The organism is Micromonospora sp. DT228 (assembly GCF_049841595.1).
Lineage (GTDB): Bacteria > Actinomycetota > Actinomycetes > Mycobacteriales > Micromonosporaceae > Micromonospora.
The window spans coordinates 298,107-320,947 of the sequence record NZ_JBNCKO010000002.1; the positions used below are offsets into that span (position 1 = coordinate 298,107).

A 22,841-nucleotide genomic window follows, 5' to 3' on the forward strand; every position below is an offset into this window, starting at 1 on the left:
CTCCGTGCCTGCGCGGAGATCCAGAATTCCAGCGACGAAATATCCGGTCGAGCGGTTCACCCTCGACAACGGCCTGCGGGTGGTGCTCACCCCCGATCGCAGCGCCCCGGTGATCGGGGTGGCGGTGGTCTACGACGTCGGCATCCGCTCGGAGCCGGAGGGACGCACCGGCTTCGCCCACCTCTTCGAGCACCTGATGTTCCAGGGCTCGGAAAACCTGGAGAAGCTGGCCCACTTCCGACACGTGCAGGGGGCGGGTGGGACGTTCAACGGCTCCACCCACCTGGACTACACCGACTACTTCGAGACGCTGCCGAGCAACGCGCTGGAACGCGCGCTGTTCCTGGAGGCGGACCGGATGCGCGGCCCCCGGCTGACCGAGGAAAACCTGCGCAACCAGGTCGACGTGGTCAAGGAGGAGATCCGGGTCAACGTGCTCAACCGGCCGTACGGCGGCTTCCCCTGGCTGACCCTGCCACCGGTCATGTTCGACACCTTCCCCAACGCGCACGACGGCTACGGCTCGTTCGACGATCTGGAGTCGGCGACCGTCGCCGACGCCGCGGACTTCTTCCGCCGCTACTACGCCAGCGGCAACGCGGTCCTCGCCGTCAGCGGCGACATCGACGTGGCGGAGGCGACCGAGCTGGTCAACCGGCACTTCGGCGACGTGCCGGCCCGACCGGCACCGGTTCGGCCCGATTTCACCGAGCCCGACCTGACCGCCGAGCGGCGTACCTCGTACACCGATGCCCTGGCGCCGCTGCCGGCGGTCGCCGGGGCCTGGCGGGTGCCCGACCCGATCACCGACTTCGCCGGCTACCTGCCCTACGTGGTGCTGGCCGAGGTGCTCACCGACGGTGACGCGTCGCGGCTCGTCGAGCGCCTGGTGCAACGGGACCGCACGGTGACCAGCCTCGGTGGATACCTCGGCTTCATGGGCGATCCCTTCGACGTCCGCGACCCCACCGCGCTGCTGTTGCAGGCGCACCTGCCACCCGGGGGCGACGTGGACAAGGTGCTGCGCACCATCGACGAGGAACTGGACCGGCTGGCCACCGACGGGCTGACCGACGGTGAGCTGGCCCGCACCCAGGCCCGGATGGCGACCCACCTGCTGCGCGACACCGACGCGGTGCTCGGCCGGGCACTGCGCATGGCCGTGCTGGAGCAGCAACGCGGCGAACCGGGCCTGCTCAACGAGCTGCCCCGGCTGGTCGGCGAGGTCACCGAGGAGCAGGTCCAGGCCGCCGCGGCCACCCTGCGCCCGGAGCGTCGCGCCGCGATCGAGGTCATTGCCGGAGGCGCCCGATGAGCACGACCACCACCGCTCCCACCGGGCCGCGTACGCTGCCCCCGCTCGGCCCGACCCGCAAGCTCAAGGTGCCCAAGCAGGCCGAACGCACCCTGCCCAACGGCCTCACCGTGATCGCCGTACGCCGTCCCGCCGTGCCGCTCGTCGAGCTGCGACTCTGGGTCCCCTTCGGCCGGGTCCACCTGGCCCGCGGCGCGATGCTCTCCCAGACGATGCTGTCCGGCACCGAGTCGATGACAAGTGTGCGGATCGCCGCCGAGTTGCAGAAGGTGGGCGGCGGGCTCTCCGCGGGCGTCGACCCGGACCGGCTGATGCTCTCCGGCGCCAGCCTGGTCACCGGCCTGGACCGGATGCTGGAACTGATGGCCGAGGTGCTGACCAGCGCCAACTACCCCGGCGACGAGGTGGCCACCGAACGGGACCGGCTCGTCGACCGGATTCAGGTGGCGCAGAGCCAACCGGCGCACCTGGCCCGGGAGGCGCTGCTGAAGCGGGTCTACGGCCGGCACCCGTACGCGACGCAGACCCCGGAGCCCGGCCAGATCCGCGCCGTTCGACCGGCGGCGCTGCGCACCCTGCACTCCGAGCGGGTGCACCCGGCCGGTGCGCAGCTGGTGGTGGTTGGCGACGTCCAGCCGGAGAAGGCCCTGGACGCGGCCGAGCGGGCGCTCGGCGGCTGGGCCGGTGCGGGGCGCGTCGCGGAGTTGCCGGCGACGCCGCCGCTGGAGCCGGGGCCGCTGCTGCTTGTCGACCGACCCGGATCGGTGCAGTCCTCGTTGCGGATCGCGCTTCCGGCGGTGTCCCGCACCGACCCGGACCACGCCCCGCTGCAACTGGCCAACCTGATCTTCGGTGGCTACTTCTCCTCCCGTTGGGTGGAGAACATCCGCGAGGACAAGGGCTACACGTACGGTCCGCACTCGGGCATCGAGCACTCCGTGGCCGGGTCGGTGCTCGTCGCCTCCGCCGAGGTGGCCACCGAGGTCACCGGCCCGGCGTTGCTGGAGACGACGTACGAGCTGGGTCGGCTGGCGTCGCTGCCGCCGAAGCCCGAGGAGTTGGAACAGGCCCGCCAGTACGCCCTGGGCACCCTCCAGCTCGGCATGTCCACCCAGGCCGGGCTGGCCGCGTTGACGAGCGCGTACGCGGGCAACGGCCTGCGCCTGGACTTCCTCGCCGAGTACGCCGCGAGGTTGGCGAAGGCGAGCGTCGACGACGTCGCGCGGGCGGCGGCACGTTACCTGGCCCCGGCGCGGGCGGCGATCGTGGTGCTCGGCGACGCCGAGCGGGTCACGCCCGGGCTGGCCGCGCTCACCACGATCCGTACCGAGCCGGTGGCGTGAGCGAGCGGAGTGAGCGAACCATGGGGCTCAGCAGCGGGCCGTCTCGCGGCGGCGCGGAGCGTAGCGGAGCGCCGGCGTGAGCGGGGAGGTCGCGCCGCCGTTGGCCCGGTCGACCCTGGATCGGGCGGCACACCGGCGGGGCGACTCGCAGTGGTTGACCGAGGCGTGGCTGCACGCTCGGGTGCTGGTGCTCGACTCGTCCGACGAGGGCCGGACACTGGCCCGCGCCGACACGTCGCCGCCGGCGCTGGTTCTGTTCTCCGCGGCGGACGCGCCGGCCGGGTCGGAGTCGACGGCGATGTTCCTCGGTGTCGAGCCGGACGGGGTGCCGGTCTTCGCGGTCGACGCGCCGCTGCCGGAGGTGCCGGGGACCCGGGCGGTCCATCTGCGCGAGGTGGGCCACCTGCTCGCCGACCGGGAGGCCGGCATCCTCACCACCGCGTTGGCCCTGGTCAACTGGCACACCCGACACGGTTACTCGTCCAGCACCGGGGCGCCGACCGCCATGGACGAGGCCGGTTGGTCCCGGGTGGACCGCAACGGTGGGCGGGTCTGGCCGCGTACCGACCCGGCGATGATCGTGCTGGTGCACGACGGTGTGGACGGTCCGGACGGGCGCTGCCTGCTCGGCAACAACGCCAGCTGGGCGGGCACCCCGGACGGCCGGCGCTACTCGTGCCTGGCCGGCTATGTCGAGCCGGGCGAGTCGGCGGAGGCCGCCGTGCTGCGCGAGGTCCGCGAGGAGGTGGGCGTCGGGATCGAGCGCATCGGGTACGTGGGCAGCCAGGCCTGGCCGTTCCCCGGCTCGCTGATGTTGGGCTTCCTGGCCACCGCGAACCCGACCGATCCGGTGCGGGTCGATCCGTCCGAGATCGCGTACGCCCGGTGGTTCACGCGCCGGGAGATCGGGGCGGCGCTGGCCGGGCAGACGGTCGACGTGGGTGACGGGGCTCGGCTGATCCTGCCCCCGCCGTCGTCGATCGCGCTGTTCCTCATCCACCGCTGGCTGGACGGTTGGGTGGACGCCGACAGGTGAGCACGGTCCCGGCCTGTGGCCGCCGTTGCCGCGGCGGTCACAGGCCGGGAACACGGGCCGTCGTGGTCGGCGGGTGCGTGGAACGCGGCGGGGGAGCCGGTCCGACCACGACGGACGTCAGGTGACATCAGGTGCTGGTGCGGCGTGGTCTGCTCCGGAAGGCGGGCCGGGGCTCGTTCAGCGGCAGGACCTTCACCCGTTGCCTGCCGGAGCGGACCGCGCCGACCGCGGCCAGGGCGCGAGCCAGCAGCAGTGCGGCGTCCCGGTCCTCGGCGTGCACGATCTGCCGTCGCGGCTCGGGCGCGGTCGTCTCGTCGCGGAGTCGGTGGCCGTCCGCCCAGGCGGCGGCGATGTCCCCGTCGGCGACGGCGCGAATGTCGGTGCGAACGATCAGGAACCGCATGAGGGTCTCCGGATGAACCGCGACGGATGAGCCAGTGTGGAAGTTCCACGTACCGTCGGCCATGTTACGCCGCGTAAACATCCCAGCAACGCAAACTCGCCTATCGGTTCTGAGCCTCGTCCGATCATCCGATGCCTGCTCAGTGGCCTTGCGCCCGGAAAAAGACGGGGCCGCCGGCAGTATGCCGACGGCCCCGCCCCGGTCACCGGGTCAGTTCAGATCGAACTGACCGCCCTTCGCTCCGGAGATGAAGCCGAGCCATCCGGCCCGATTGAACAGCAGCACCGGGCCGCCTCGGTCCTTGCTGTCGCGCAGCGCGACGGCGGACGGGCCGGTGCCCAGTGGGGCGACCTCGACGCAGTTGGAGGTCTGGCTGCGTGTGCTGGTACGCCACGGGGCGTCCGCCAACGAGCGGGCGGAGACGGACGGCGTGTTGCGGATGTCGTTCATGGTTCTGCTCCTGGTGTGAACCGATCCGATGGGACGAGTGGTGTCGCACGCCCCGACGGATGGGCCCCCGTGGATCACCGTTCCGTCAGCCGCCCCGAATCCCGGCGGCGTTGGGTCGGCGCCGTTGCCGGCCCGAACGCCACTGTGGATGGGGGCACCGCCTCGGTCAGCCGTCCCGTCGACTCGATCAGCCAGGAGAGGGTTTCCGAGGCGGTTAGTGCCGCCGTGCATAGCCACTCGAACACCACTTTATAGCTATTTAGCGGGATTACCTCGGTCGACATGACGTCGGTGAACCCCCCTTCGATGGCCAATGTCTCCGGATCGAGCGGATCGGCGAACCGGTAGACGGAGAACGCGGTCGGCGGAAGGTACCAATTGCCGACCGGGGTGTCCCGCAACAGCACGTGCAGCGTCACGTTTGGCAGCAGGGCCAGCTCACAGAGCTGGACCAGTTGCTCGTGCAGCACCTCGGGTGGCCCGGCTCGATTACCGAGGGCCGCCTCCTCCAGGACCGCCGTGTAGCGCGGCGCGTCCGCCTCCCGGTTCAGCAGCGACTGGCGGGCCATCCGTGCCTGCACCTCGGTGTCGATGTCGTCGCCAGGCTCCGGTTCACCGGCGCCCGCGCCCACCTCGCGGGCCGAGAGGATCCGCATCTTCGCGTACCCGGGGGTCTGCAACAGGCCCGGCACCAGCACCGGGTTGTACTCGGAGATCTCCGCGCAGCCCGCCTCCAGCTCGGCCCAGCTACGCTGCTGCTGCGTCATCACCGGGAAGTTCTTCAACCAGCCCCGCATGTCGCCGGCCTCGCCGGCGATGCCGAGCAACTCCGTGTGCAGTGCCTCGTCGGCCCCGTAGAGGGCCAGCAGAACGCCGACGTCCTGCGGGTCCGGTCGGCTACGGCCGTTTTCCAGGCGGGACAGTTTGGACGCCGACGCCCAACCGATCCTCTCGATGACCTGATCGCCGGTGAGGCCCGCGGCCTCGCGCAGGCGGCGCAGTTCTAGGCCCAACCGTCGTCGACGCATGATCGGGCTGGGTGCGGCAGGAGGCACAGTGTCCTCTTTCCCGTCGACCGCCGCAGACGCGACGGTAACTGTATGAAATTCGCCCCCCACGGCCAGTATGGACGGCGCGACCGGCGTCGGAGGTTCCGACGGGGGCGTGTCTTGCGAAAAATGGACCACGGGAATGTCAGGTGACGACGGACCCACGGTCGCAACCCCCTCGACCACGCCCACCCGGGCACGCCACCCCCGCCGGAGGGACCCATGCGCACCGTCCTGCGTCGACCCGACTTCCGCCTGCTCTTCGCCGGTCTGCTGGCCAGCATGACCGCCGAGTCGATTCTGCTGCTCGCGCTCGCCATCTGGGTCAAGGACCTGACCGGCTCCAACGGGCTCGCCGGCGGCACCATCTTCGCCGTCGTCGCCCCGATGACGCTGGCGCCGGTGATCGGCTGGTTCATCGACCGCTACCCACGCCGACCGTTCTTCGTCGCCGCGAACGTGGCCACGGCGGCACTGCTCACCCCACTGTTCACCGTCGCGGACGCGGGTGACGTCTGGGTCGTCTACCTGGTGGCGGCCCTGTACGGGCTGTCGTCGATCACGCTCGGCGCGGCGCTGAGCGGGCTCATCCGGGAGTTGGTGCCGGTCGAGCTGCTCGCGGAGGCGAACGGCGTGCTGCAGACCGTACGGCAGGGGATGCGGCTGATCGGTCCGCTGGCCGGCGCGGCGCTCTACGCGGCGCTCGGTGGGTGGGCGCTGGCCGGGATCGGCATGGTCGGATTTCTGACCGCGGCGGCGGTGGTGACCGCCCTACCCACCCCGCAACAGGTGCCCGCGACCGCGCGACTGCGCTGGCCGGCCGAGTTGGGCGCCGGTCTGCGGCACCTGGCCGGCGAGCCGGCCCTGCGTCGGGCCCTGCTCGGCTACGGGCTCGGGTCACTGGTGATGGGCTTCAGCGAGTCGCTCATCTTCGCCTACGTCGACCAGGGGCTCAACCGCGACGCGGCGTTCGTGGGGGTGCTGGTCACCGTGCAGGGCGTCGGCGGGCTGCTCGGCGGGCTCTGCTCACCGGCGCTGGTCCGCCGGCTCGGAGAGGTCGGCACACTTGCCGCCGGTGTCGCCTTCTTCTCCCCGGCCGCGCTCGCGCTCGCGTACCCCGATCTTCGGCTCGCCTTCGCGGCGGTGTTGCTGGCCGGCGTCTCCCTCCCCCTGACGATGGTGGGGTTGCACACGCTGATCCAGCGCCGCACCCCACCGCCGCTTGTCGGCCGGGTCGCCGCGGCCACCCAGGCGGTCGTCAGCGGGCCGCAGGCGCTCTCCATCGGGGCGGGCGCGTTGCTTGTCGGTTTCCTGGACTACCGGATGCTGTTCGCGCTGGTGGGGATTGCCACCCTGGCGGCCGGCAGTTACCTCTGGCGGGGCCGGCACCTGAGCGCCCCGCCCGGCACCCGCCCGCCCACGCCGCCGACCCGTCCGACCGACCCGAGAGTCCCCGCGCCCCGGCGACCGGTCGAGGACGCCGAGCGGCAGGTGTCGACAGGCACCCACCGGCGACCGCCCGGGTGACGGATACCGGACACGACGAGCGGCCGCCCCGAGTGGGGCGACCGCTCGTCAAGAGTGCTCCGGCCGATCAGGCGTCGAGGGTCTCCAGGTGTTGCTTGACCTGGGTGATCGAGGGGTTCGTCAGGGCGCTGCCGTCGGCGAAGCGCAGCGTCGGCACCGTCTGGTTGCCGCCGTTGACGCTCATCACGAACTCCGCGGCCTTCGGGTCCTGCTCGATGTCGACCACCTCGTACCCGATGCCCTCCCGGTCGAGCTGCGACTTCAGCCGGTGGCAGTAGCCGCACCAGGGGGTGGAATACATCGTCAGCATCCTCGGATCCTCCAACTCCTCCGGCCGCGGCTTGCGGATCAAGCCGAGGCTGTTCGCTGCAACGTTAGGGGGAGCTGAGATGATTCCTGGTTGTGGTGGTTCACTCAGCGTCGGAACAGGTGCTCGCCGGGCTGGACCCGGAGCAACGCTCCGCCGTGACCGCACCCGCCGGCCCGGTCTGCATCCTGGCCGGCGCCGGCACCGGCAAGACCCGGGCGATCACCTCCCGGATCGCCCATCGGGTGCTCTCCGGCGAGATCTCCCCCCGACACGTGCTCGCGGTCACCTTCACCGCCCGGGCCGCCGCCGAGATGCGGAGCCGGCTCACCGTGCTCGGGGTGGGCGGTGTGCAGGCCCGCACGTTCCACGCGGCGGCGCTGCGCCAGGTGCGGTACTTCGCGCCCCGGCTGCTGTCCGGCCGCGCCATGCCCGAGTTGCTGGACAGCAAGGTACGGCTGGTCACCCTCGCCGCCGCCCGGGTCGGCCTGCGCACCGACCGGGCCGCCGCCCGGGACCTGGCCGGTGAGATCGAGTGGGCCAAGTCGTCGCTCGTCGAGCCGACCGACTACGTGGTGTCGGCGGCCCGGGCGCTGCGCGACACACCGCACGAGCCGGCGAAGGTCGCCGACGTGTTCACCGCGTACGAGCAGCTCAAGCGCTCGAACGGGGTGATCGACTTCGAGGACATGTTGCGGGCCGCGGTGTGGGGCATCGAGGAGCATCCGGACGTCGGCGAGCAGGTCCGTGGCCAGTACCGGCATTTCGTCGTCGACGAGTACCAGGACGTCAACCCCCTCCAGCAGCGGCTGCTCGACGCTTGGCTGGCCGGCCGCAACGACCTGACAGTGGTCGGCGACGCCAGCCAGACGATCTACTCGTTCACCGGGGCGACCTCGGCGTACCTTGTCGACTTCCCGCGCCGGCACCGGGGCGCCACGGTGGTCCGGCTGGTCCGCGACTACCGCTCCACCCCGCAGGTGGTCGGGCTGGCCAACGCGGTGATCGCCCAGGCCCGGGGCACCGAGGCACGGCTGCGGCTGGAGCTGAGCGGGCAGCGCCCACCCGGCCCCGAGCCGGACCTGCGGATCTTCACCGACGAGCCGGCCGAGGCGAACGCGGTGGCGGCGCGCTGCCGGTCGCTCGTCGACGCGGGCACGCCGGCGAAGGAGATCGCCGTGCTGTTCCGGGTCAACGCGCAGTCCGAGGCGTACGAGAAGGCGCTCACCGAGGTCGGCGTGCCGTACGTCGTGCAGGGCGCGGAGCGGTTCTTCGAGCGGACCGAGGTGCGCCAGGCGATGGTCGCGCTGCGCGCCGCCACCCGGTCGATCCCCGGCGAGACACCGCTGCCGGCCGCAGTCGTCGAGGCCCTCACCGCGGTCGGCTGGGCCCCGGACGCGCCCCCGGCCGGGGGTGCCGCCCGCGAGCGGTGGGAGGCGCTGTCCGCGCTGGTCCAGCTCGCCGAGGAGTACGCGGCCACCCCCGAGGTGGTGCCGATCGGCGAGGCCGCGTCGGTGGAACGCCCCGTCACCCTCTCCGACTTCACCGAGGAGCTGGCCCGGCGGGCCGCCCAGCAGCACGTACCGACTGTGGACGGGGTGAGCCTCGCCTCGCTGCACTCGGCCAAGGGGTTGGAGTGGGACGCGGTCTTCCTGGTCGGTCTCGCCGAGGGCACCCTGCCCACCACGTACGCCAAGAGCGTCGAGCAGGTCGAGGAGGAACGCCGGCTGCTCTACGTCGGCATCACCCGCGCACGGCAGTGGCTCTGGCTGTCGTACGCCGCCGCGCGCTCGCCGGGCGGACGAGCCCGCCGGCCCTCGCGGTTCCTGCCCCAGCTCGACCGCTCCGGCGGCACCGAACGGGCGACCGGCGCCGGTCCGGCCCGCCGCCCCGAGCGGCGTCGCACCCAGATCGTCTCCTGCCGGATCTGCGGCGCCACCCTGCTCGCCGGCCCGGACCGCAAGCTCGGCCGCTGTCCCACCTGCCCGTCCGACATCGACGACGAGCTGCACGAACGGCTGCGCGAGTGGCGGCAGCGGGTGGCCGGGGCGCAGAAGGTCCCGGCGTACGTGGTCTTCACCGACGCGACGCTTGTCGCGTTGGCCGAGCGGCGGCCCGGCCGGCCCGAGGAGTTGATCGCCATCGCCGGTATCGGCCCCCGCAAGCTGGGCCTCTATGGGGAGTCGGTGCTCGCTCTCGTGGATGGCGCGCGGGTGGACGACGTCTGCCCGGAGAAAACTTTCGAAATCCAGTCGTAAATTCGTTTGCCCTCGCCCCGGCGCGAGGAATAGCCTCAGGACACACCACGCGAGCGGCGCCATTCCGGCTGCTCACGAGGGTTGGTCCAGTCGATTCGAGGAACGTGAGGGAGGTGGCACCGTGAAGATCTTCACCTATGAGCGTCTGGCGGCGATGCCGTCTGTCCACGCTCCGTTGTCGGCTGTCCGGGTGGCCCTTGTGGCTGCACGACCGTCGGTTCCGCAGGTGCACCAGGTTCAGGCCGAGCTGACCCTGACCGTCGCACCAGCCGGAGTCGAGGGGGCCAGTGGCTCCACTGGCAATGGCATCCAGGTCGCCATGAAGCGCACGGATGTCCGCGGCGTTCCGCCTCGAGGTAAACCGGTCTGACCATCAGACACCGGCTCACCTCGAGGCCGCGGAACCCGATTACCGGGATCCGCGGCCTCAGTTTTTTGCCCGCCGTAGTACGTCGGAATGCGATCCACGAGATCGAAGTGAGAGAGAGGTGACCGGGAGATGAGTCTGGCGTTGGCCCCCCTCGACGTGAGCGTCGAGATGGAGGCGAACCTGCCCTGCCGGAAGTTCGACCCCGACCTGTGGTTCTCCGACTCGCCTGCCGAGCTCGAGCTGGCCAAGTCGCTCTGCGGGGACTGCCCGCTGCGCGTCGAGTGCCTGGCCGGGGCGGTGGAGCGGGCGGAGCCGTGGGGCGTCTGGGGCGGCGAGATCTTCGAGCGTGGCGCGGTTGTTCCGCGTAAGCGGCCCCGTGGCCGTCCACGTAAGGAGGACGTCGCGCGTGACGCCGAGCTTCGGGTCGAGGCCGAGGCGCGCTTGGCGGCCAGTGGGCTGTCCGAGGTGCGTGGCGCGGTCCGGCTGGCAGCCTGACATGTTCCCGACCCGTACCAACTACGCCGGTGGCACACCGGCAGTGAGCGAGAAGACGATGTTCAACCTTCCCAACGGAGCGTTCGAGATGCAACTACTCCACGAAGCGTTGTCCCGGGCTCGAATGCGTCGGCCTCAGGCCGGTCGTACCACCACGAGCACTGAGGCAACCCGATCCGCCCGTACCGTCGCTATGAACAGCCGCCACCAGACGGCTCGTGACCTGGGCGTTCTCTAGTACCACTCCGATTCGGAAAGGGCGGGTGCCGACCGGCACCCGCCCTTTCCGACGGGGTCAGGCGACCGGGGCGAAACCGGGCAGCCAGCGTTCCAGGATGCTGCGGTACGGGGCCTTCGCCTCCAACTGGCAGAGCACCCCGATCGATCCGAGCGTCACCCGGTGGATCAGCAGGTACGACGGCGGCAGGTTGAGCTGCCTGCTCAGCTGGTAGGTGGGGGAGCGGGGGCTGGCGAGTCGGCCCGCCTCGCCCCGCAGCCAGGCCCGGGTGAACCGGAACCCGTCCGCCGCGATGGGCTCCAGCATCGGACGAAGGAAGTCCAGCACCCCCTCGGCGTCGATCTCCTCGGTGGCGCCGATGAAGCCCTCTGACCGCAGGCCGGCCACCACCTCGTCGGCGTTGCCGCGCAGGGCCATCGCGGCGATGCGGCCGATCGGCTCCGGTGTGCCCTCCGGCATCCGGGCCACCGCACCGAAGTCGATCACCCCGAGTCGGCCGTCGGGCAGCATCCGGAAGTTTCCCGGATGCGGGTCGGCGTGCAGCAGCCCGGCCCGCTGCGGCGCGGAGAGGTGCAGGGTGGCCATCAACCGGCCCGCCTCGTCCCGCTCCTCCTCGGTGCCCTCCCGGATGATGTCGGCCAGCGGGGTGCCCGTCACCCACTCGGTGACCAGCACCCGGGGCGCCGCGTTGATCACCTTTGGGATGTAGATCTCCGGGTCGTCGGCGTACGCCTCCGCGAAGGCGCGCTGCGACTCGGCCTCCAACTCGTAGTCCAGCTCCTCGGTGATCCGCTCCCGCAACTCGACCAGGAGTGGCTTGACGTCCAGGCCGGGCTGGATGGCCCGGAACATCCCGCCCAGGCGGGAGAGCTGCTTCAGGTCGGCGAGCAGCGCCTCTCCGGCGCCGGGATACTGGATCTTGACGGCCACGTCGCGGCCGTTCGGCAAGCCCGCCTCGTCGAGCCCCGGCTCACGCCACCGTGCCCGGTGCACCTGGCCGATGCTGGCCGCGGCCGCCGGGACGTCGTTGAACTCCACGAACCGGTCCCGCCAGTCCGGGCCGAGCTGCTCGGCCAGCACCTTGTGCACGCTGGCGACCGGCAGCGGGGGCGCCGCCTCCTGGAGCTTGGTGAGCGCCTGGCGGTAGGGCGCGGCGATCTCCTCCGGCAGCGCGGCCTCGAAGACCGACAACGCCTGGCCGAACTTCATCGCCCCGCCCTTGAGCTGGCCCAACACGCTGAAAAGCTGCTCGGCGGTGCGCTGCTGGATCTCCGCGGAGATCACGTCGGAGGCGATTCCGGTGACGCGCTTTCCCATGCCGAGAACGGTCCGACCGGCGAAGCCGAGCGGCAGGGCGGCGAGCTTGGCGGTGCGGGACACGGCGCGGCGCGGGATGTCGGTCACCCGGTCATTGTTACCGACCGGAGGGCTCCGCTGCTGCTCTGCGGCCGGGCTGGTGCGGACACTCGCCCCCGCGAGCACTCACACGCCGGGTGTGGCGGCCAGTCCCGACGACGAAAACGGCCCGCGCCGATGACCTCCATGGCCGCGCCCAGCGTCTCTGGCTGCCCGCCGTCGAGCTGTGTCAGTGCCTCGGCCAGCGCGTACCCGATGGCCGCGAGCAGCGTCCCGGTCGCACCGGCGGCCACCGGGTCGGCGGCGGCGAGTTGGGCGGCGAGCCGCGGCCAGTCCGGGTCGCGGTCGGCCCGGTGCAGCTCGACGCAGTGCAGGCAGGGTCCGGCGGGTGGGCAGACCAACGGCCCGATGACCGGTACGCCCCCGCGCAGGGTGACCAGCAGGTGTGGCTGCCGGCGCTGAGCGAGACCGGCGGCGAGCAGCGCGGGCGGCCGATCCGCGCCGAGTTGGATCACCAGGTCCACCCGGCCGGCCCGGATCGGCTGGGTGCCGGTACCCGGCGCGGTGCGCTCGACGGCGGCCCGCACCGCCGGGGTCAGCGGATGGCCCAGCTCGGTGGCGGGGATGCCGGTGCCGACCAGGTCGGCGGGGCGCACCGGGCCGGTGAGGAGGGGGACCACCTGCCCGACGCCGGCCTGCGCCAACGCCACCGTCAGCGGCCCGCCGAGCGCCCCTGCGCCGGTGAGCACGACTCGGGCGACCCGTCGTCGACGCAGGACCTGGGCAGGGGTGCCGGGCAGCCGAGCGGCGGCCAGAGCCAGCGCGCCGGCCTCCGCGGTGAGCCGGGCGCGGGCGGGGCCGGCCAGGTCACGGGGGAGCAGGCTGTGCGCGGGCACCAGCAGGCCGGCCGCACGCAGGGCGTCGAGCAGGGTGCGCGCGTCCTCGCTGCTGACCTGGGCGGCGGCCGCCCGAGCCAGCACGGCGCGCTCGCTGTGGGTGCCGTCGAGCAGGTCGAGCAGGTGGGCGGCGCGCGGGTTGGCCAGCTCCAGCAGCACCGCCGGCCCGGGGCCGACGCCGAGCTGGAGGGTGTGCCTGTCGCGCCAGAGCCGGTTGAGACCGGGCAGCAGCGTGGGGCGGGGCAGAACAGTGCGGCTCATGGTCACCAATTGTGACCATGTCTTCGCACTCGGTCGATCGTTGTCCACAGGCGCGCAGGCCTCTGTCCAGCGTTGTCCACAGGCTTTGCTGAGTTATCCACAGCCTGCGGATGGGGCTGTCAGCCACCCGACAGCGCGTCGACGACCCACCTGCCTCGTAGGCGGCGACGGGGCGGGGTGGCCACCGGCCACTCCGCCCCCGCCACTCGCACAGGTCAGACCTTGGCCTTGCCCAGGATGCGGTTCACTGTTGTTCCGCATACCGGACACTTGCCCTTGGCCATGTTCATTCCGGTCTTCGAGACCTCGACGTGCCCCTCGAAGTCCCGCTTCTCCTTGCACTTCACGCAGTAACCGTTGTAGGTCGTCTGGGCCTGGTCGGCCACGGTGCCCTCCTCGTCTCGTCCGCCGGTCGATGCCGTCCCGGCGGGGTGCCCGGCGGCGGGCCACATGGGGCGCCGGCGCTGGGTCTCACTCCACGGCCACCTTCGTGACCGCTGGTCCGCGGACCCTACCCAGGTCTGGGCGGTTCCATGTCAGCTGTGCATCGACACTGTGAGCTAGTCGACGTCGAGAGTGTGCATGGCGAAATAGGTCGGATAAGTCAGTTTGGCGGGGACACGCCGACCAAACCCCCACAGACACCCGTGCGAGTGCCCCCGCGAGGGCATTCCTCATCGTGATCACCTACGGTGGGGAGGTGCCGCGTACCGGCGCCATCGGTGTTCACGAAGGGTGACGAGATGGTGCGGTGGCGTCGCGGCCAAGAAATTTTCGGGACGCCTAGCGACCAATCACCACTTTCCGGGCGTGTGTCGGGTGGTTGACCCTTGCGGACCCCTGGTCAGTACGCATTAGCTTTCCTTCGTGACACGTAGCCGAGGCTGCGCGGGCCAGTGATGGCGGGGACGCGCAAGCCGGTCGTCGAGGTGCGGCGCAGCCAGCGTCGGCGACGCACGGTGTCCGCGTACCGTGACGGTGAGCGAGTCGTCGTTCTCATCCCGGACCAGTTCTCCCGGGCCGAGGAGAGCGAGTGGGTCGACCGGATGCTCGCCCGGCTCGCCGCCCGGGAGGGGCGCCTGGCCCGCTCCGACGCCGAGCTGCTGGCCCGCGCCACCCGGCTCATCGACCTCTACCTCCCCGGGTACGCCACGAAGGCCGTGCCGGTGAGCGTCCGATGGGTCACCAACCAGAACGGCCGATGGGGCTCGTGCACACCTGCCGACCGCAGCATCCGGATCTCGCACCGCGTCCAGGAGATGCCCGACTGGGTGATCGACTACGTGCTGCTGCACGAGCTGGCACACCTGATCGTGCCCAGCCACAACGCCCGGTTCTGGGCGTTGGTCGGCCGCTACCCCAAAGCCGAACGCGCCCGCGGCTACCTCGAAGGTGTCGCCGCCGCCTCCGGCGCCCCGCTCCCCACCTGATCGGCCTAGATCAACTCGGCTTCTTGAAAACCGCGCTGTCGATGCCATCCGGACACCGCGCTTTCCAAAAAGCCGAGTCGATCATGCCGGGTACGGGTGGCCGTGCGGGCCGGGTGGCCGTGCGGGCCGGGCGGGTGGCTCGGTGCCGCGCGGCGGGGGCGCTAGGGTCGGGGCATGGCACGACGGGTGGTGGTGGCGTTGCTCGGGCCGGTGCACTGGTCGCCGCCCGGTGTCGACCTGGCCACCTGGCGAGCAGCTCTCGCGGAAGACGTCATCGACCTGTTCGCCACGCTCAACGAGGTGGAGGTCGCGGTCGCGGTGACCCCGGCCGACCGGGCGCTGGCCGATGCGCTGGTGTGGCCCGGCACGGCGGTGTACGAGGTGGCCGAGCCCACGCCGAACGCCGTGTTCGCCGCGCTGGAGGGGTACGACGAGGCCGCCGTGCTGGTCAGTGACGTGCCTGACCTGCCCGCACTGACCGTCGGCAAGCTGCTCCGCCCACTCACCACGCGGCCGGTTGCGGTGGCGCCGGTCGAGGGTGGCGGTCCGGGTCTGCTCGGGGTCGCGGTACGACTGCCCGCGCCGGATTGGCTACCGACGCTGGGCCTGGACACGGCGACGCCGGCCGAGGCGCGCGCCAACGCCCCGCGCCCGGGTGACGTGGCGGTCACCGCGGGCTGGCGCCGACTGCGCGGCCCGGCTGACCTGGCCACGCTGGATCCCGCCCTCGAGGGGTGGGAAGCGACCCGCGCCCTTCTGTCCGGGTCGGGCCGACCCGGCTGAACCGTCAGCCTGCCCCGACACCAGACCCGCGCCGGGTACCCGGGTGCCCGCTGTCGATCTCGCGGGCACCCGGGGGTGAGCCGTCGTCGCGTGGACGTCAGGACTTGGCGTCGTCCTCGCCGTCGGTCTCGTCGGACGGACCGGGCTGACCTGACTGGCCCAATTGACCGGGGGCCTTCTCCTCGGCCCCACCAGGGGCGGTGAAGTCGAAGGTGTCCAGCTCGCTCAGGTCCATGTCGTTCATCGCGAAGGCGACCGGGTCGGCGAAGTCGTCGTCGGAGGGGAGCAGGTCCGGGTGGCCCCAGACGGCGTCTCGGCCTTCGATGCCGCGGTGCTCGGTGAGCGCGGCCCAGAGTGCGGCGGCCTCGCGGAGGCGACGCGGGCGCAGCTCCAGGCCGACGAGTGCGGCGAAGGTCTGCTCGGCGGGGCCACCGGCGGCCCGGCGGCGACGGAACGCCTCGCCCAGCCGGACGACGTTGGGCAGCCGGTCGCTGGCGGCGCTGTCCACGACGTGGCAGACCCAGCCCTCGACCAGGGCGAGTGCGGTCTCCAGTCGGGCCAGGGAGGCCTTCTGCGCCGGAGTGTCCTCCGGGGTGAAGATGCCCTCCAGGGCGATCGCCTGCATCGACTCCGGGTCGGTCGGGTCGACCCGGCCCATGGCCTCCTCGATCGCCTCCCGGTTGACGCGGATGCCCGAGGCGTACATCTCGACCGCGCTGAGCACATGCCCGCGCAGCCACGGGACGTGCTGGAACAGCCGCTGGTGGGCGGCCTCGCGCAGCGCCACGTAGAGGCGGACCTCGTCCTCGGGAAGTTCCAGGCCCTCGCCGTACGCCCGGATGTTGGCCGGGATGAGGGCGGCCGTGCCGGCCGGGCCGAGCGGCAGCCCGATGTCGCCGGCGGAGAGCACCTCCGCGGCGAGCGAGCCGAGCGCCTGGCCGAGCTGGCCGCCGAAGAGCGCGCCGCCGAGGGTGCTCACCATCGACTGCATCGGGCCGAGCTGGTCGCGTGCCTCCGGTGGCACCAGGTCGCTCATCGCGCCGACCATCCGGCTGGCGACCGGGTCGCAGAGCTTGCGCCACACGTCGAGCGTCTTGAAGATCCACTCGTTGCGGTTCCAGGCCACCGGCGACTGGATGCCCGACGGCCAGGACGAGGCCGGCTCCAACCACAGGTCGGCCAGGCGCAGCGCTTCCTCGACCGCGTTGCGCTCAAACGGTGACACCGCCGGGTCGCCGGCGGCCGCGAGCTGGCTGGCCGCTACCTGCCGGGCCAGGTCCCAGTTGACCGGACCGCTGCCCGGCGCGGAGAGCAGGTGCTGCAACTGCGACATGAACTGCTGCATCTGCGCGGGATCGTTGGGGTCTGGTGGTTGCCCACCCGGGAGCGCGAAACCGAACGGAATATCAGGCACGACGTCTACGGTACGCGGACCGCGCCCCAGGTCGCCGTCGCTGGCGTTGCGCTGAGGGCGAAGTCGCGTGGCGCATCCGGCAGGAGGGGTCCGGCCGGTCGGTACGCTCTGCGGCATGAGACGTCGTGGCCTGACGGTCCTGCTCGGTGCCCTGTTCACCGCCCTGCTGAGCATCGGGGTGCTGCGGGTGCCGATCCCGTACGTGGTGCTCGGCCCCGGTCCGACGGTCAACACCCTCGGCACGGCCGACGGCAAGGAGGTCATCCAGGTCTCCGGGCGGGAGACCTCGACCTCCGCCGGCCAGTTGCGGCTGACCACGGTGGGGGTGCAGCCCACGGTGCGGTTGCGGGGGGCGATCGCGGGCTGGTTCTCCGACGACGAGGCGGTGGTGCCGCGCGAGCTCGTCTACCCGCCGGGGGAGTCGACCGAGCAGGTCGAGCAGCGCAACGCGGAGGACTTCAAGGCGTCGCAGACGAGCGCGGAGACGGCCGCGCTGCGGGAGTTGGGCTTCCCGGTGCAGGTCGTGATCAAGACGGTGGCGGGGGACGGTCCGGCGGCCGGGGCGCTGAAGGCCGGCGACGTGATCACCTCCGTCGACGGTCAGCCGGTGCCGGTGGCCGCGAAGGTCACCGAACTGGTCCGGGCCAAGCCGGCGGGTACGGCGTTGGCGATCGCCTACACCCGCGACGGCGCGCCGGCCACGGCGACGGTGACAAGCCGTGAGCAGGATGGCCGACCGCGGATCGGTGTGGAGATCGATCAGCAGCAGCCGCACCCGTTCACCCTCGGCATCGACCTGGGCGACATCGGTGGGCCGAGCGCCGGTCTGATGTTCGCCCTGGGGATCGTCGACAAGCTGACCCCGGCCGATCTCACCGGCGGTCAGATCATCGCCGGCACCGGCACCATCGACGACGAGGGCACCGTCGGGCCGATCGGCGGGATCGCCCAGAAGTTGGTCGGCGCGAAGCGTGCCGGCGCGAAGGTCTTTCTGGTGCCGGCGGACAACTGCGCCGAGGCCGTCCGCAATCCGCAGCCCGATTTGCCGCTGCTGCGGGTGGGTTCCCTGGACGAGGCGATGACCGCGTTGGAGACGTTGCGCGCAGGGGGTCAGCCGACCCGTTGCTGACCGGTGTGACCGTGCCCCGACACGCTCAGGAACACCCCGTACTCTGGGTGCCTGGTCGGAGCCGATCACATCGAGCGTGCGGAGCCAACAGTGGTCATGCGTAGCAGCAGCCCCCTTCCCAGGATGAGCCGGCGCGGGCGCGTCACCATCGCTGTCCTGGTCGGGGTGTTCGTGCTCTTCACCCTGCTCGGCTGGGGTGTCCAAGCATGGACGGACTGGCTCTGGTTCGACGAGGTCCGCTACACCGAGGTCTTCACAGGTGTGCTGGTGACCCGACTGTTGCTCTTCCTCGCCGTCGGTCTCGGCATGGCGGTGGTCGTCGGTGGCAACCTGTGGCTGGCCCATCGGTTGCGCCCGCGACTGCGTCCGCACTCGGTGGAGCAGGCGACGCTCGAGCGTTATCGGATGGCGCTCAGCCCGCGACTGGGCACCTGGATCGCGCTTACCGCCGCGGTGGTCGGGCTCTTCGCCGGCCTCTCCGCACAGAACCGGTGGACCCAGTGGCTGCTCTTCCGCAACGGCGGTGACTTCGGCGTCAAGGACCCGGAGTTCGGGGTGGACATCGGTTTCTACGTCTTCCAGTTGCCGTTCTGGCGTTACCTGCTCGGCGTCGCCTTCACCGCTGTGGTGCTGGCCGTGATCGGCGCGCTGGCGGTGCACTACCTCTTTGGCGGGGTCCGCCTACAGGGCGTCGGGGACCGGATGAGCAACGCGGCCCGCGCGCACCTGAGCAGCCTGGTCGCGGTCTTCGTGCTGTTGAAGGCCGTCGCGTACGTACTGGACCGGCGGGCCATGCTGCTGGAGTACAACGAGGGCGCCAAGTTGTACGGCGCCGGCTACGCCGACGTCAACGCGCTGCTGCCGGCGAAGGAGATCCTGGCCTACATCTCGATCGTGGTGGCGATCGCGATCGTCGTGTTCTCCAACGCCTGGATGCGGAACCTGGTCTGGCCGGGGATCTCGCTGGCGCTGCTCGGTGTGTCCGCGGTGGCCATCGGCGGCATCTACCCCTGGGCGGTGCAGACCTTCGAGGTCAAGCCGAGCGCCAAGGACAAGGAAGCGCCGTACATCCAGCGCAGCATCGACGCGACGCGGGCGGCGTTCGGGTTGGGGGCCACCCAGACGACCCCGTACGCGGCGAACAACCTCACCCCACCGGGCAACCTGGCCACCGACACCTCGGTGGTGTCGAACGTGCGGCTGCTCGACCCGCAGTTGGTCAGCGAGACGTACACCCAGCTTCAGCAGGTGCGTGGCTTCTACGACTTCGGCCCCAAGCTGGACATCGACAGGTACGGGGTGAACGGGAAGGTCTCCGACTACGTGGTCGGCGTCCGGGAGATCAACTACGGCGAGCTGACCGACCAGCAGAACACCTGGATCAACCGGCACACCGTCTACACCCACGGGTACGGGCTGGTCGCCGCCCCGGCCAACCAGGTGGTCTGCGGTGGGCAGCCGTTCTTCGTCTCCGGCTTCCTCGGCGAGAAGACGCAGGAGGCGTGCTCCTCGCAGACCGAGCAGATCCCGGCCAAGCAGCCGCGTATCTACTACGGCGAGCGGATGGCGGCCGACGACTACGCGATCGTCGGTCAGGCCGACCCGAACAAGAAGGCCGAGTTCGACAGGCCGGTCGGCGAGGGCGGCGGCGAGTCCTACACCTACACCGGCGAGGGCGGCGTCAAGATCGGGTCCTTCACCCGGCGGCTGCTGTACTCCATCAAGGAGCAGGAGTCCAACTTCCTGCTCTCCGAGGCGGTCAACAAGGACTCCCGGCTGCTCTACGTGCGTAACCCGCGGGACCGGGTGGAGAAGGTCGCGCCGTTCCTCACGCTGGACGGCGACCCGTACCCGGCGGTGGTCGACGGTCGGGTGCAGTGGATCGTCGACGGCTACACCACGGCGGCCACCTACCCGTACGCCGAGCGGGTCAACCTGCAGACCGAGACCACCGACGAGTTGACCAACCGGGGCACCTTCCAGCTGGCCCGGGAGAACGTCAACTACATGCGCAACTCCGTGAAGGCCACCGTCGACGCGTACGACGGCACCGTGAAGCTCTACGAGTACGACGACACCGATCCGGTGCTCAAGGCCTGGAACAAGGCGTTCGGTGGTGACCTGGTGCTGCCGAAGGCGGATATCCCGGTCGAGCTGACCGAGCACCTGCGCTACCCGGCGGACATGTTCAAGGTGCAGCGCAACCTGCTCACCAAGTTCCACGTGACAAACCCGGGCGACTTCTACTCCGCACAGGACTTCTGGCAGGTGCCGACGGTGCCGGACGCTCCGGACAGCGGTCAGAAGCAGCCCCCGTACTACCTGTTCACCCAGTTCCCGGGGCAGGAGAGCCCCCGGTTCCAGCTCACCGCGGCGGTCACCCCGAACGGCCGGCAGAACCTGGCCGCGCTGATCTCCGGGTCGTACGTCGGCGGGCAGCCCCGGCTGGAGGTGCTGGAGTTGCCGGATCAGACCCGGATCTCCGGTCCGGTGCAGGTGCACCAACAGATGACGAACAACGCCAACATCCGCCAGCAGCTCAACCTGCTCTCCAGCAACCAGGCGCAGGTGCAGTACGGCAACCTGCTCTCGCTGCCCTTCGCCGACGGCATGCTCTACGTCGAGCCGGTCTACGTGAAGAGCAACCAGCAGGACGCGTACCCGCTGTTGCAGAAGGTGTTGCTCTCCTACGGCGACGGTGGCTCCTTCGTGGCGCTCGCCGACAACATCAACGACGGCATCAAGCAGCTGGTCGAGCAGGGGAAGAAGGCCGGGCAGGGCACGTCGCCGCCCCCGACGACCGGGGGCAACCCGACGACGCCGACAACCCCGACGCCGGGGCCCAGCGGGACCGCGACGCCGACGCCGACGCCGACGCCGAGCGCCAGCAATCCGCCACCGACGGGTGACCTGGCCGTCGCCGCGGACCGGGTGCAGACCGCGATCACCGAGGTACGGGCCGCGCAGACCTCGGGTGACTTCGAGCGGTACGGCCGTGCGCTCAAGACGCTTGACGAGGCGCTTACCGCGTTCCAGCAGGCGCAGCAGGCCGCCGACCGGACCGCGACGCCAAGCGGTGGCGCCCCGCCGTCGCCGAGTGGCAGCCCGAGCGCGGGCGGCTGACCGCACTCGCCCCGGAGCGCCTCTCGGAGCCCCCGTCGTCGGACCACCCGGTCCTGGCGACGGGGGCTCCGCCGTCGTTTCGCCGGCTGCCCGACCGTGGCCGCGCCGAAAGGTCGGACCGGACCGCAACCGGCGACACCGTCCGGCCGTCCTCAAGTCGACGGGGTGGAACGAGGGGGAACAGTCGTGCGTGACGCGCAGAGCTTCGATGACTTCTACCGCAGCACCGCGCGACGGATGGCGAGGTACGGCTATGCGGTCGCCGGTGACCACGGCGAGGCGCAGGACCTGGTGCAGGAGGCGTACACCCGGGCCTGGCGGCACTGGGGGCGGCTGGCGGGGCATCCCGCGCCGGAGGCGTGGCTGCGGCTGGTGGTGTCCCGGTTGGCGACCGACCGCTGGCGGCGGTTGCGTTCCCTGCGCGGGGCGTTGCGGTTGGCGGGGCCCCCGCCGGCGGTGGGACCACCCACCGAGGACAGCGTGCTGCTACTCCAGGCCCTGCGCCAGGTGCCGGCGAACCAGCGGCAGGCGTTGGCTCTGCACTACCTGTTCGACATGTCGGTGGAGGAGATCGCCCATGAGGTCGGCGTGCCCGCCGGCACGGTGAAGTCCTGGCTCTCCCGGGGCCGGTCCCGGCTCGCCGCGTTGCTGCCCGATCTCGCAAGCGTGAACGTGGAGGCCAACGATGTCGCGTGAACTTTCCGACTGGTACCAGCGCCTCGCCGCCGACGCCGATGCTGGCGACGTGGGCGTTCCCGGCGTACTGCGGCGGCGGGCGGACCGGAGGGCCCGGCTGCGTGCGGTCGGGGGCGCCCTCGCCGTGGCGTTGCTGGCGGGCGGCGTGGTGATCGGCACCCAGGTGGTGGCCATGCCGCCGCCGGCGCCCGTCGTCCCGCCGGCCGACACGCCGACGATCCCCGCGCCGAGTGCGAGTGCCGGCTCGCCGTCGCCGACCACGTCCGGCCGACCTCCGGGTACGACCCCCGCGTCACCGGGACGTATTGCTGGTGGCATTCCGGATCGGGCGTTCTTCACGCTCGCGCCGGCCAACCAGACCGGCATAGCGCCGGAGAACCGGGATCTGGCCGCGTTGCCGGGCCTGTGCGGCGCCCGCATCCCGGGCGAACCGATCCTGCACCGGCGAAGCCAGTCGTTGGTCTACAAGCTGCCGAAAACGCCCCAGGGGAACGTTCCGGACGGCACCTACACGCAATCCATCACGGTCTACCGGGCCGGACGAGCCACAATCGTTCTAGAGGAGCTGCGGCAGGCGGTGCGCGACTGCCCTGAGCAGACGCAACTGCCCTTCCAGGTCCCGCAGGTGTTGAGCAGGCAGCGGCTACTCGGCGACGTCGGGTACGGCGACGAGTCGGTGCTGTTCGAGCTGCGCAAGCCGGCTCAGGACCTGAACGGCGACCCGACCGGTGGGGAGGAGGTCCGGCTGGTCCGGGCCATCCGGGTCGGCGACGTGGTGACCACCCTCTGGGAGAAGGGCTGGGAAACCGGGTCCAGCCCGCGGACGCAGGTCGACACGGACAGCCGCCGCGCGGTCGCCGCCATCGAGGCATGGCTCGACTGACCGGCCCCGGACCGCGATCCGGCGGATTCGGATGTCGTTTTGCGGGGCCCGGGGGTGGTGCGCTACGGTTAGCGAGCCG

At 71.4% G+C, this 22,841-nt stretch carries 21 protein-coding genes; 13 read left to right on the forward strand and 8 right to left on the reverse strand.

What is annotated here, in order from left to right:
* Positions 1-4 precede the first annotated feature (4 nt).
* The 3 genes from ACLQ29_RS04660 to nudC all read left to right on the forward strand — a co-directional run bounded on the left by ACLQ29_RS04660 (position 5) and on the right by nudC (position 3,694).
* On the forward strand, positions 5-1,315 hold the full coding sequence (locus tag ACLQ29_RS04660) for a M16 family metallopeptidase (protein WP_425770366.1): 1,311 nt from the start codon (positions 5-7) through the stop codon (positions 1,313-1,315).
* Complete coding sequence (locus ACLQ29_RS04665; protein ID WP_425770367.1) at positions 1,312-2,658, forward strand: M16 family metallopeptidase; 1,347 nt, start codon at positions 1,312-1,314, stop codon at positions 2,656-2,658. Before ACLQ29_RS04660 ends, ACLQ29_RS04665 begins: the two co-directional genes overlap by 4 nt.
* A 76-nt stretch (positions 2,659-2,734) precedes the next feature.
* A complete protein-coding gene (nudC, locus tag ACLQ29_RS04670) occupies positions 2,735-3,694 on the forward strand; it encodes an NAD(+) diphosphatase (protein WP_425770368.1) in 960 nt (319 codons plus the stop codon).
* Between the two features lie 127 nt (positions 3,695-3,821).
* Here the strand turns inward: nudC and ACLQ29_RS04675 are convergent, their stop codons facing one another.
* From ACLQ29_RS04675 to ACLQ29_RS04685, 3 genes are all read right to left on the reverse strand, one after another.
* Positions 3,822-4,097 carry a hypothetical protein gene (locus ACLQ29_RS04675; protein WP_393372062.1) on the reverse strand — a complete coding sequence of 92 codons (276 nt, stop codon included), beginning with the start codon at positions 4,095-4,097 and terminating at the stop codon, positions 3,822-3,824.
* Between the two features lie 210 nt (positions 4,098-4,307).
* Positions 4,308-4,547, reverse strand: coding sequence for a DUF397 domain-containing protein (locus ACLQ29_RS04680; RefSeq protein WP_393372060.1), 240 nt, complete (start codon positions 4,545-4,547; stop codon positions 4,308-4,310).
* A gap of 74 nt (positions 4,548-4,621) precedes the next feature.
* Positions 4,622-5,602 carry a helix-turn-helix domain-containing protein gene (locus tag ACLQ29_RS04685; RefSeq protein WP_425770369.1) on the reverse strand — a complete coding sequence of 327 codons (981 nt, stop codon included), beginning with the start codon at positions 5,600-5,602 and terminating at the stop codon, positions 4,622-4,624.
* Between the two features lie 216 nt (positions 5,603-5,818).
* Here ACLQ29_RS04685 and ACLQ29_RS04690 point away from each other — a divergent pair, with 216 nt between their 5' ends.
* Positions 5,819-7,123, forward strand: coding sequence for an MFS transporter (locus tag ACLQ29_RS04690; RefSeq protein WP_425770370.1), 1,305 nt, complete (start codon positions 5,819-5,821; stop codon positions 7,121-7,123).
* A 67-nt stretch (positions 7,124-7,190) separates the two neighbouring features.
* Here ACLQ29_RS04690 and ACLQ29_RS04695 read toward each other — a convergent pair whose 3' ends face one another.
* The gene (locus ACLQ29_RS04695; RefSeq protein WP_357066605.1) at positions 7,191-7,433 is read right to left on the reverse strand and encodes a mycoredoxin; all 243 of its coding nucleotides are present in this window, start codon (positions 7,431-7,433) and stop codon (positions 7,191-7,193) included.
* A 92-nt stretch (positions 7,434-7,525) separates the two neighbouring features.
* On the opposite strand from ACLQ29_RS04695, the gene ACLQ29_RS04700 reads away from it, so the two are divergent.
* The 3 genes from ACLQ29_RS04700 to ACLQ29_RS04710 all read left to right on the forward strand — a co-directional run bounded on the left by ACLQ29_RS04700 (position 7,526) and on the right by ACLQ29_RS04710 (position 10,553).
* Positions 7,526-9,688, forward strand: a complete 2,163-nt coding sequence (locus ACLQ29_RS04700) for an ATP-dependent DNA helicase UvrD2 (protein ID WP_425770371.1) — start codon at positions 7,526-7,528, stop codon at positions 9,686-9,688.
* Between the two features lie 121 nt (positions 9,689-9,809).
* The gene (locus tag ACLQ29_RS04705) at positions 9,810-10,058 is read left to right on the forward strand and encodes a hypothetical protein (RefSeq protein WP_425770372.1); all 249 of its coding nucleotides are present in this window, start codon (positions 9,810-9,812) and stop codon (positions 10,056-10,058) included.
* Positions 10,059-10,187: 129 nt separating this feature from the next.
* Positions 10,188-10,553 (forward strand): WhiB family transcriptional regulator, encoded by a 366-nt coding sequence (locus tag ACLQ29_RS04710; RefSeq protein ID WP_328420094.1) that lies wholly within the window; start codon positions 10,188-10,190, stop codon positions 10,551-10,553.
* A gap of 295 nt (positions 10,554-10,848) precedes the next feature.
* Here the strand turns inward: ACLQ29_RS04710 and ACLQ29_RS04715 are convergent, their stop codons facing one another.
* The 3 genes from ACLQ29_RS04715 to ACLQ29_RS04725 all read right to left on the reverse strand — a co-directional run bounded on the left by ACLQ29_RS04715 (position 10,849) and on the right by ACLQ29_RS04725 (position 13,690).
* Positions 10,849-12,195, reverse strand: a complete 1,347-nt coding sequence (locus ACLQ29_RS04715; RefSeq protein ID WP_425770373.1) for an ABC1 kinase family protein — start codon at positions 12,193-12,195, stop codon at positions 10,849-10,851.
* Positions 12,192-13,304 (reverse strand): TOMM precursor leader peptide-binding protein, encoded by a 1,113-nt coding sequence (locus ACLQ29_RS04720; RefSeq protein ID WP_425770374.1) that lies wholly within the window; start codon positions 13,302-13,304, stop codon positions 12,192-12,194. The genes ACLQ29_RS04715 and ACLQ29_RS04720 overlap by 4 nt, the downstream gene beginning before the upstream one ends.
* A 215-nt stretch (positions 13,305-13,519) precedes the next feature.
* Entirely contained in the window at positions 13,520-13,690 is a 171-nt protein-coding gene (locus ACLQ29_RS04725; protein WP_167457767.1) for a DUF5679 domain-containing protein, read from the reverse strand.
* Between the two features lie 513 nt (positions 13,691-14,203).
* Between ACLQ29_RS04725 and ACLQ29_RS04730 the strand changes: the two genes are divergently transcribed.
* Together ACLQ29_RS04730 and ACLQ29_RS04735 are read left to right on the forward strand one after the other, a co-directional pair.
* Positions 14,204-14,734 (forward strand): M48 family metallopeptidase, encoded by a 531-nt coding sequence (locus ACLQ29_RS04730; protein ID WP_425770375.1) that lies wholly within the window; start codon positions 14,204-14,206, stop codon positions 14,732-14,734.
* 174 nt (positions 14,735-14,908) lie between these two features.
* Positions 14,909-15,517: a hypothetical protein gene (locus ACLQ29_RS04735; RefSeq protein WP_425770376.1), complete on the forward strand. Its 609-nt coding sequence runs from the start codon at positions 14,909-14,911 to the stop codon at positions 15,515-15,517.
* Positions 15,518-15,614: 97 nt separating this feature from the next.
* Here the strand turns inward: ACLQ29_RS04735 and ACLQ29_RS04740 are convergent, their stop codons facing one another.
* Positions 15,615-16,931, reverse strand: a complete 1,317-nt coding sequence (locus ACLQ29_RS04740) for a zinc-dependent metalloprotease (protein ID WP_425770377.1) — start codon at positions 16,929-16,931, stop codon at positions 15,615-15,617.
* 115 nt (positions 16,932-17,046) lie between these two features.
* On the opposite strand from ACLQ29_RS04740, the gene ACLQ29_RS04745 reads away from it, so the two are divergent.
* From ACLQ29_RS04745 to ACLQ29_RS04760, 4 genes are all read left to right on the forward strand, one after another.
* Positions 17,047-18,060, forward strand: a complete 1,014-nt coding sequence (locus tag ACLQ29_RS04745; RefSeq protein ID WP_425770378.1) for a YlbL family protein — start codon at positions 17,047-17,049, stop codon at positions 18,058-18,060.
* Positions 18,061-18,156: 96 nt separating this feature from the next.
* Positions 18,157-21,183, forward strand: coding sequence for a UPF0182 family protein (locus ACLQ29_RS04750; protein WP_425770757.1), 3,027 nt, complete (start codon positions 18,157-18,159; stop codon positions 21,181-21,183).
* A 186-nt stretch (positions 21,184-21,369) separates the two neighbouring features.
* Positions 21,370-21,879 carry a SigE family RNA polymerase sigma factor gene (locus ACLQ29_RS04755; protein WP_425770379.1) on the forward strand — a complete coding sequence of 170 codons (510 nt, stop codon included), beginning with the start codon at positions 21,370-21,372 and terminating at the stop codon, positions 21,877-21,879.
* On the forward strand, positions 21,869-22,762 hold the full coding sequence (locus ACLQ29_RS04760) for a hypothetical protein (RefSeq protein WP_425770381.1): 894 nt from the start codon (positions 21,869-21,871) through the stop codon (positions 22,760-22,762). The genes ACLQ29_RS04755 and ACLQ29_RS04760 overlap by 11 nt, the downstream gene beginning before the upstream one ends.
* The last annotated feature ends 79 nt before the right edge of the window (positions 22,763-22,841 follow it).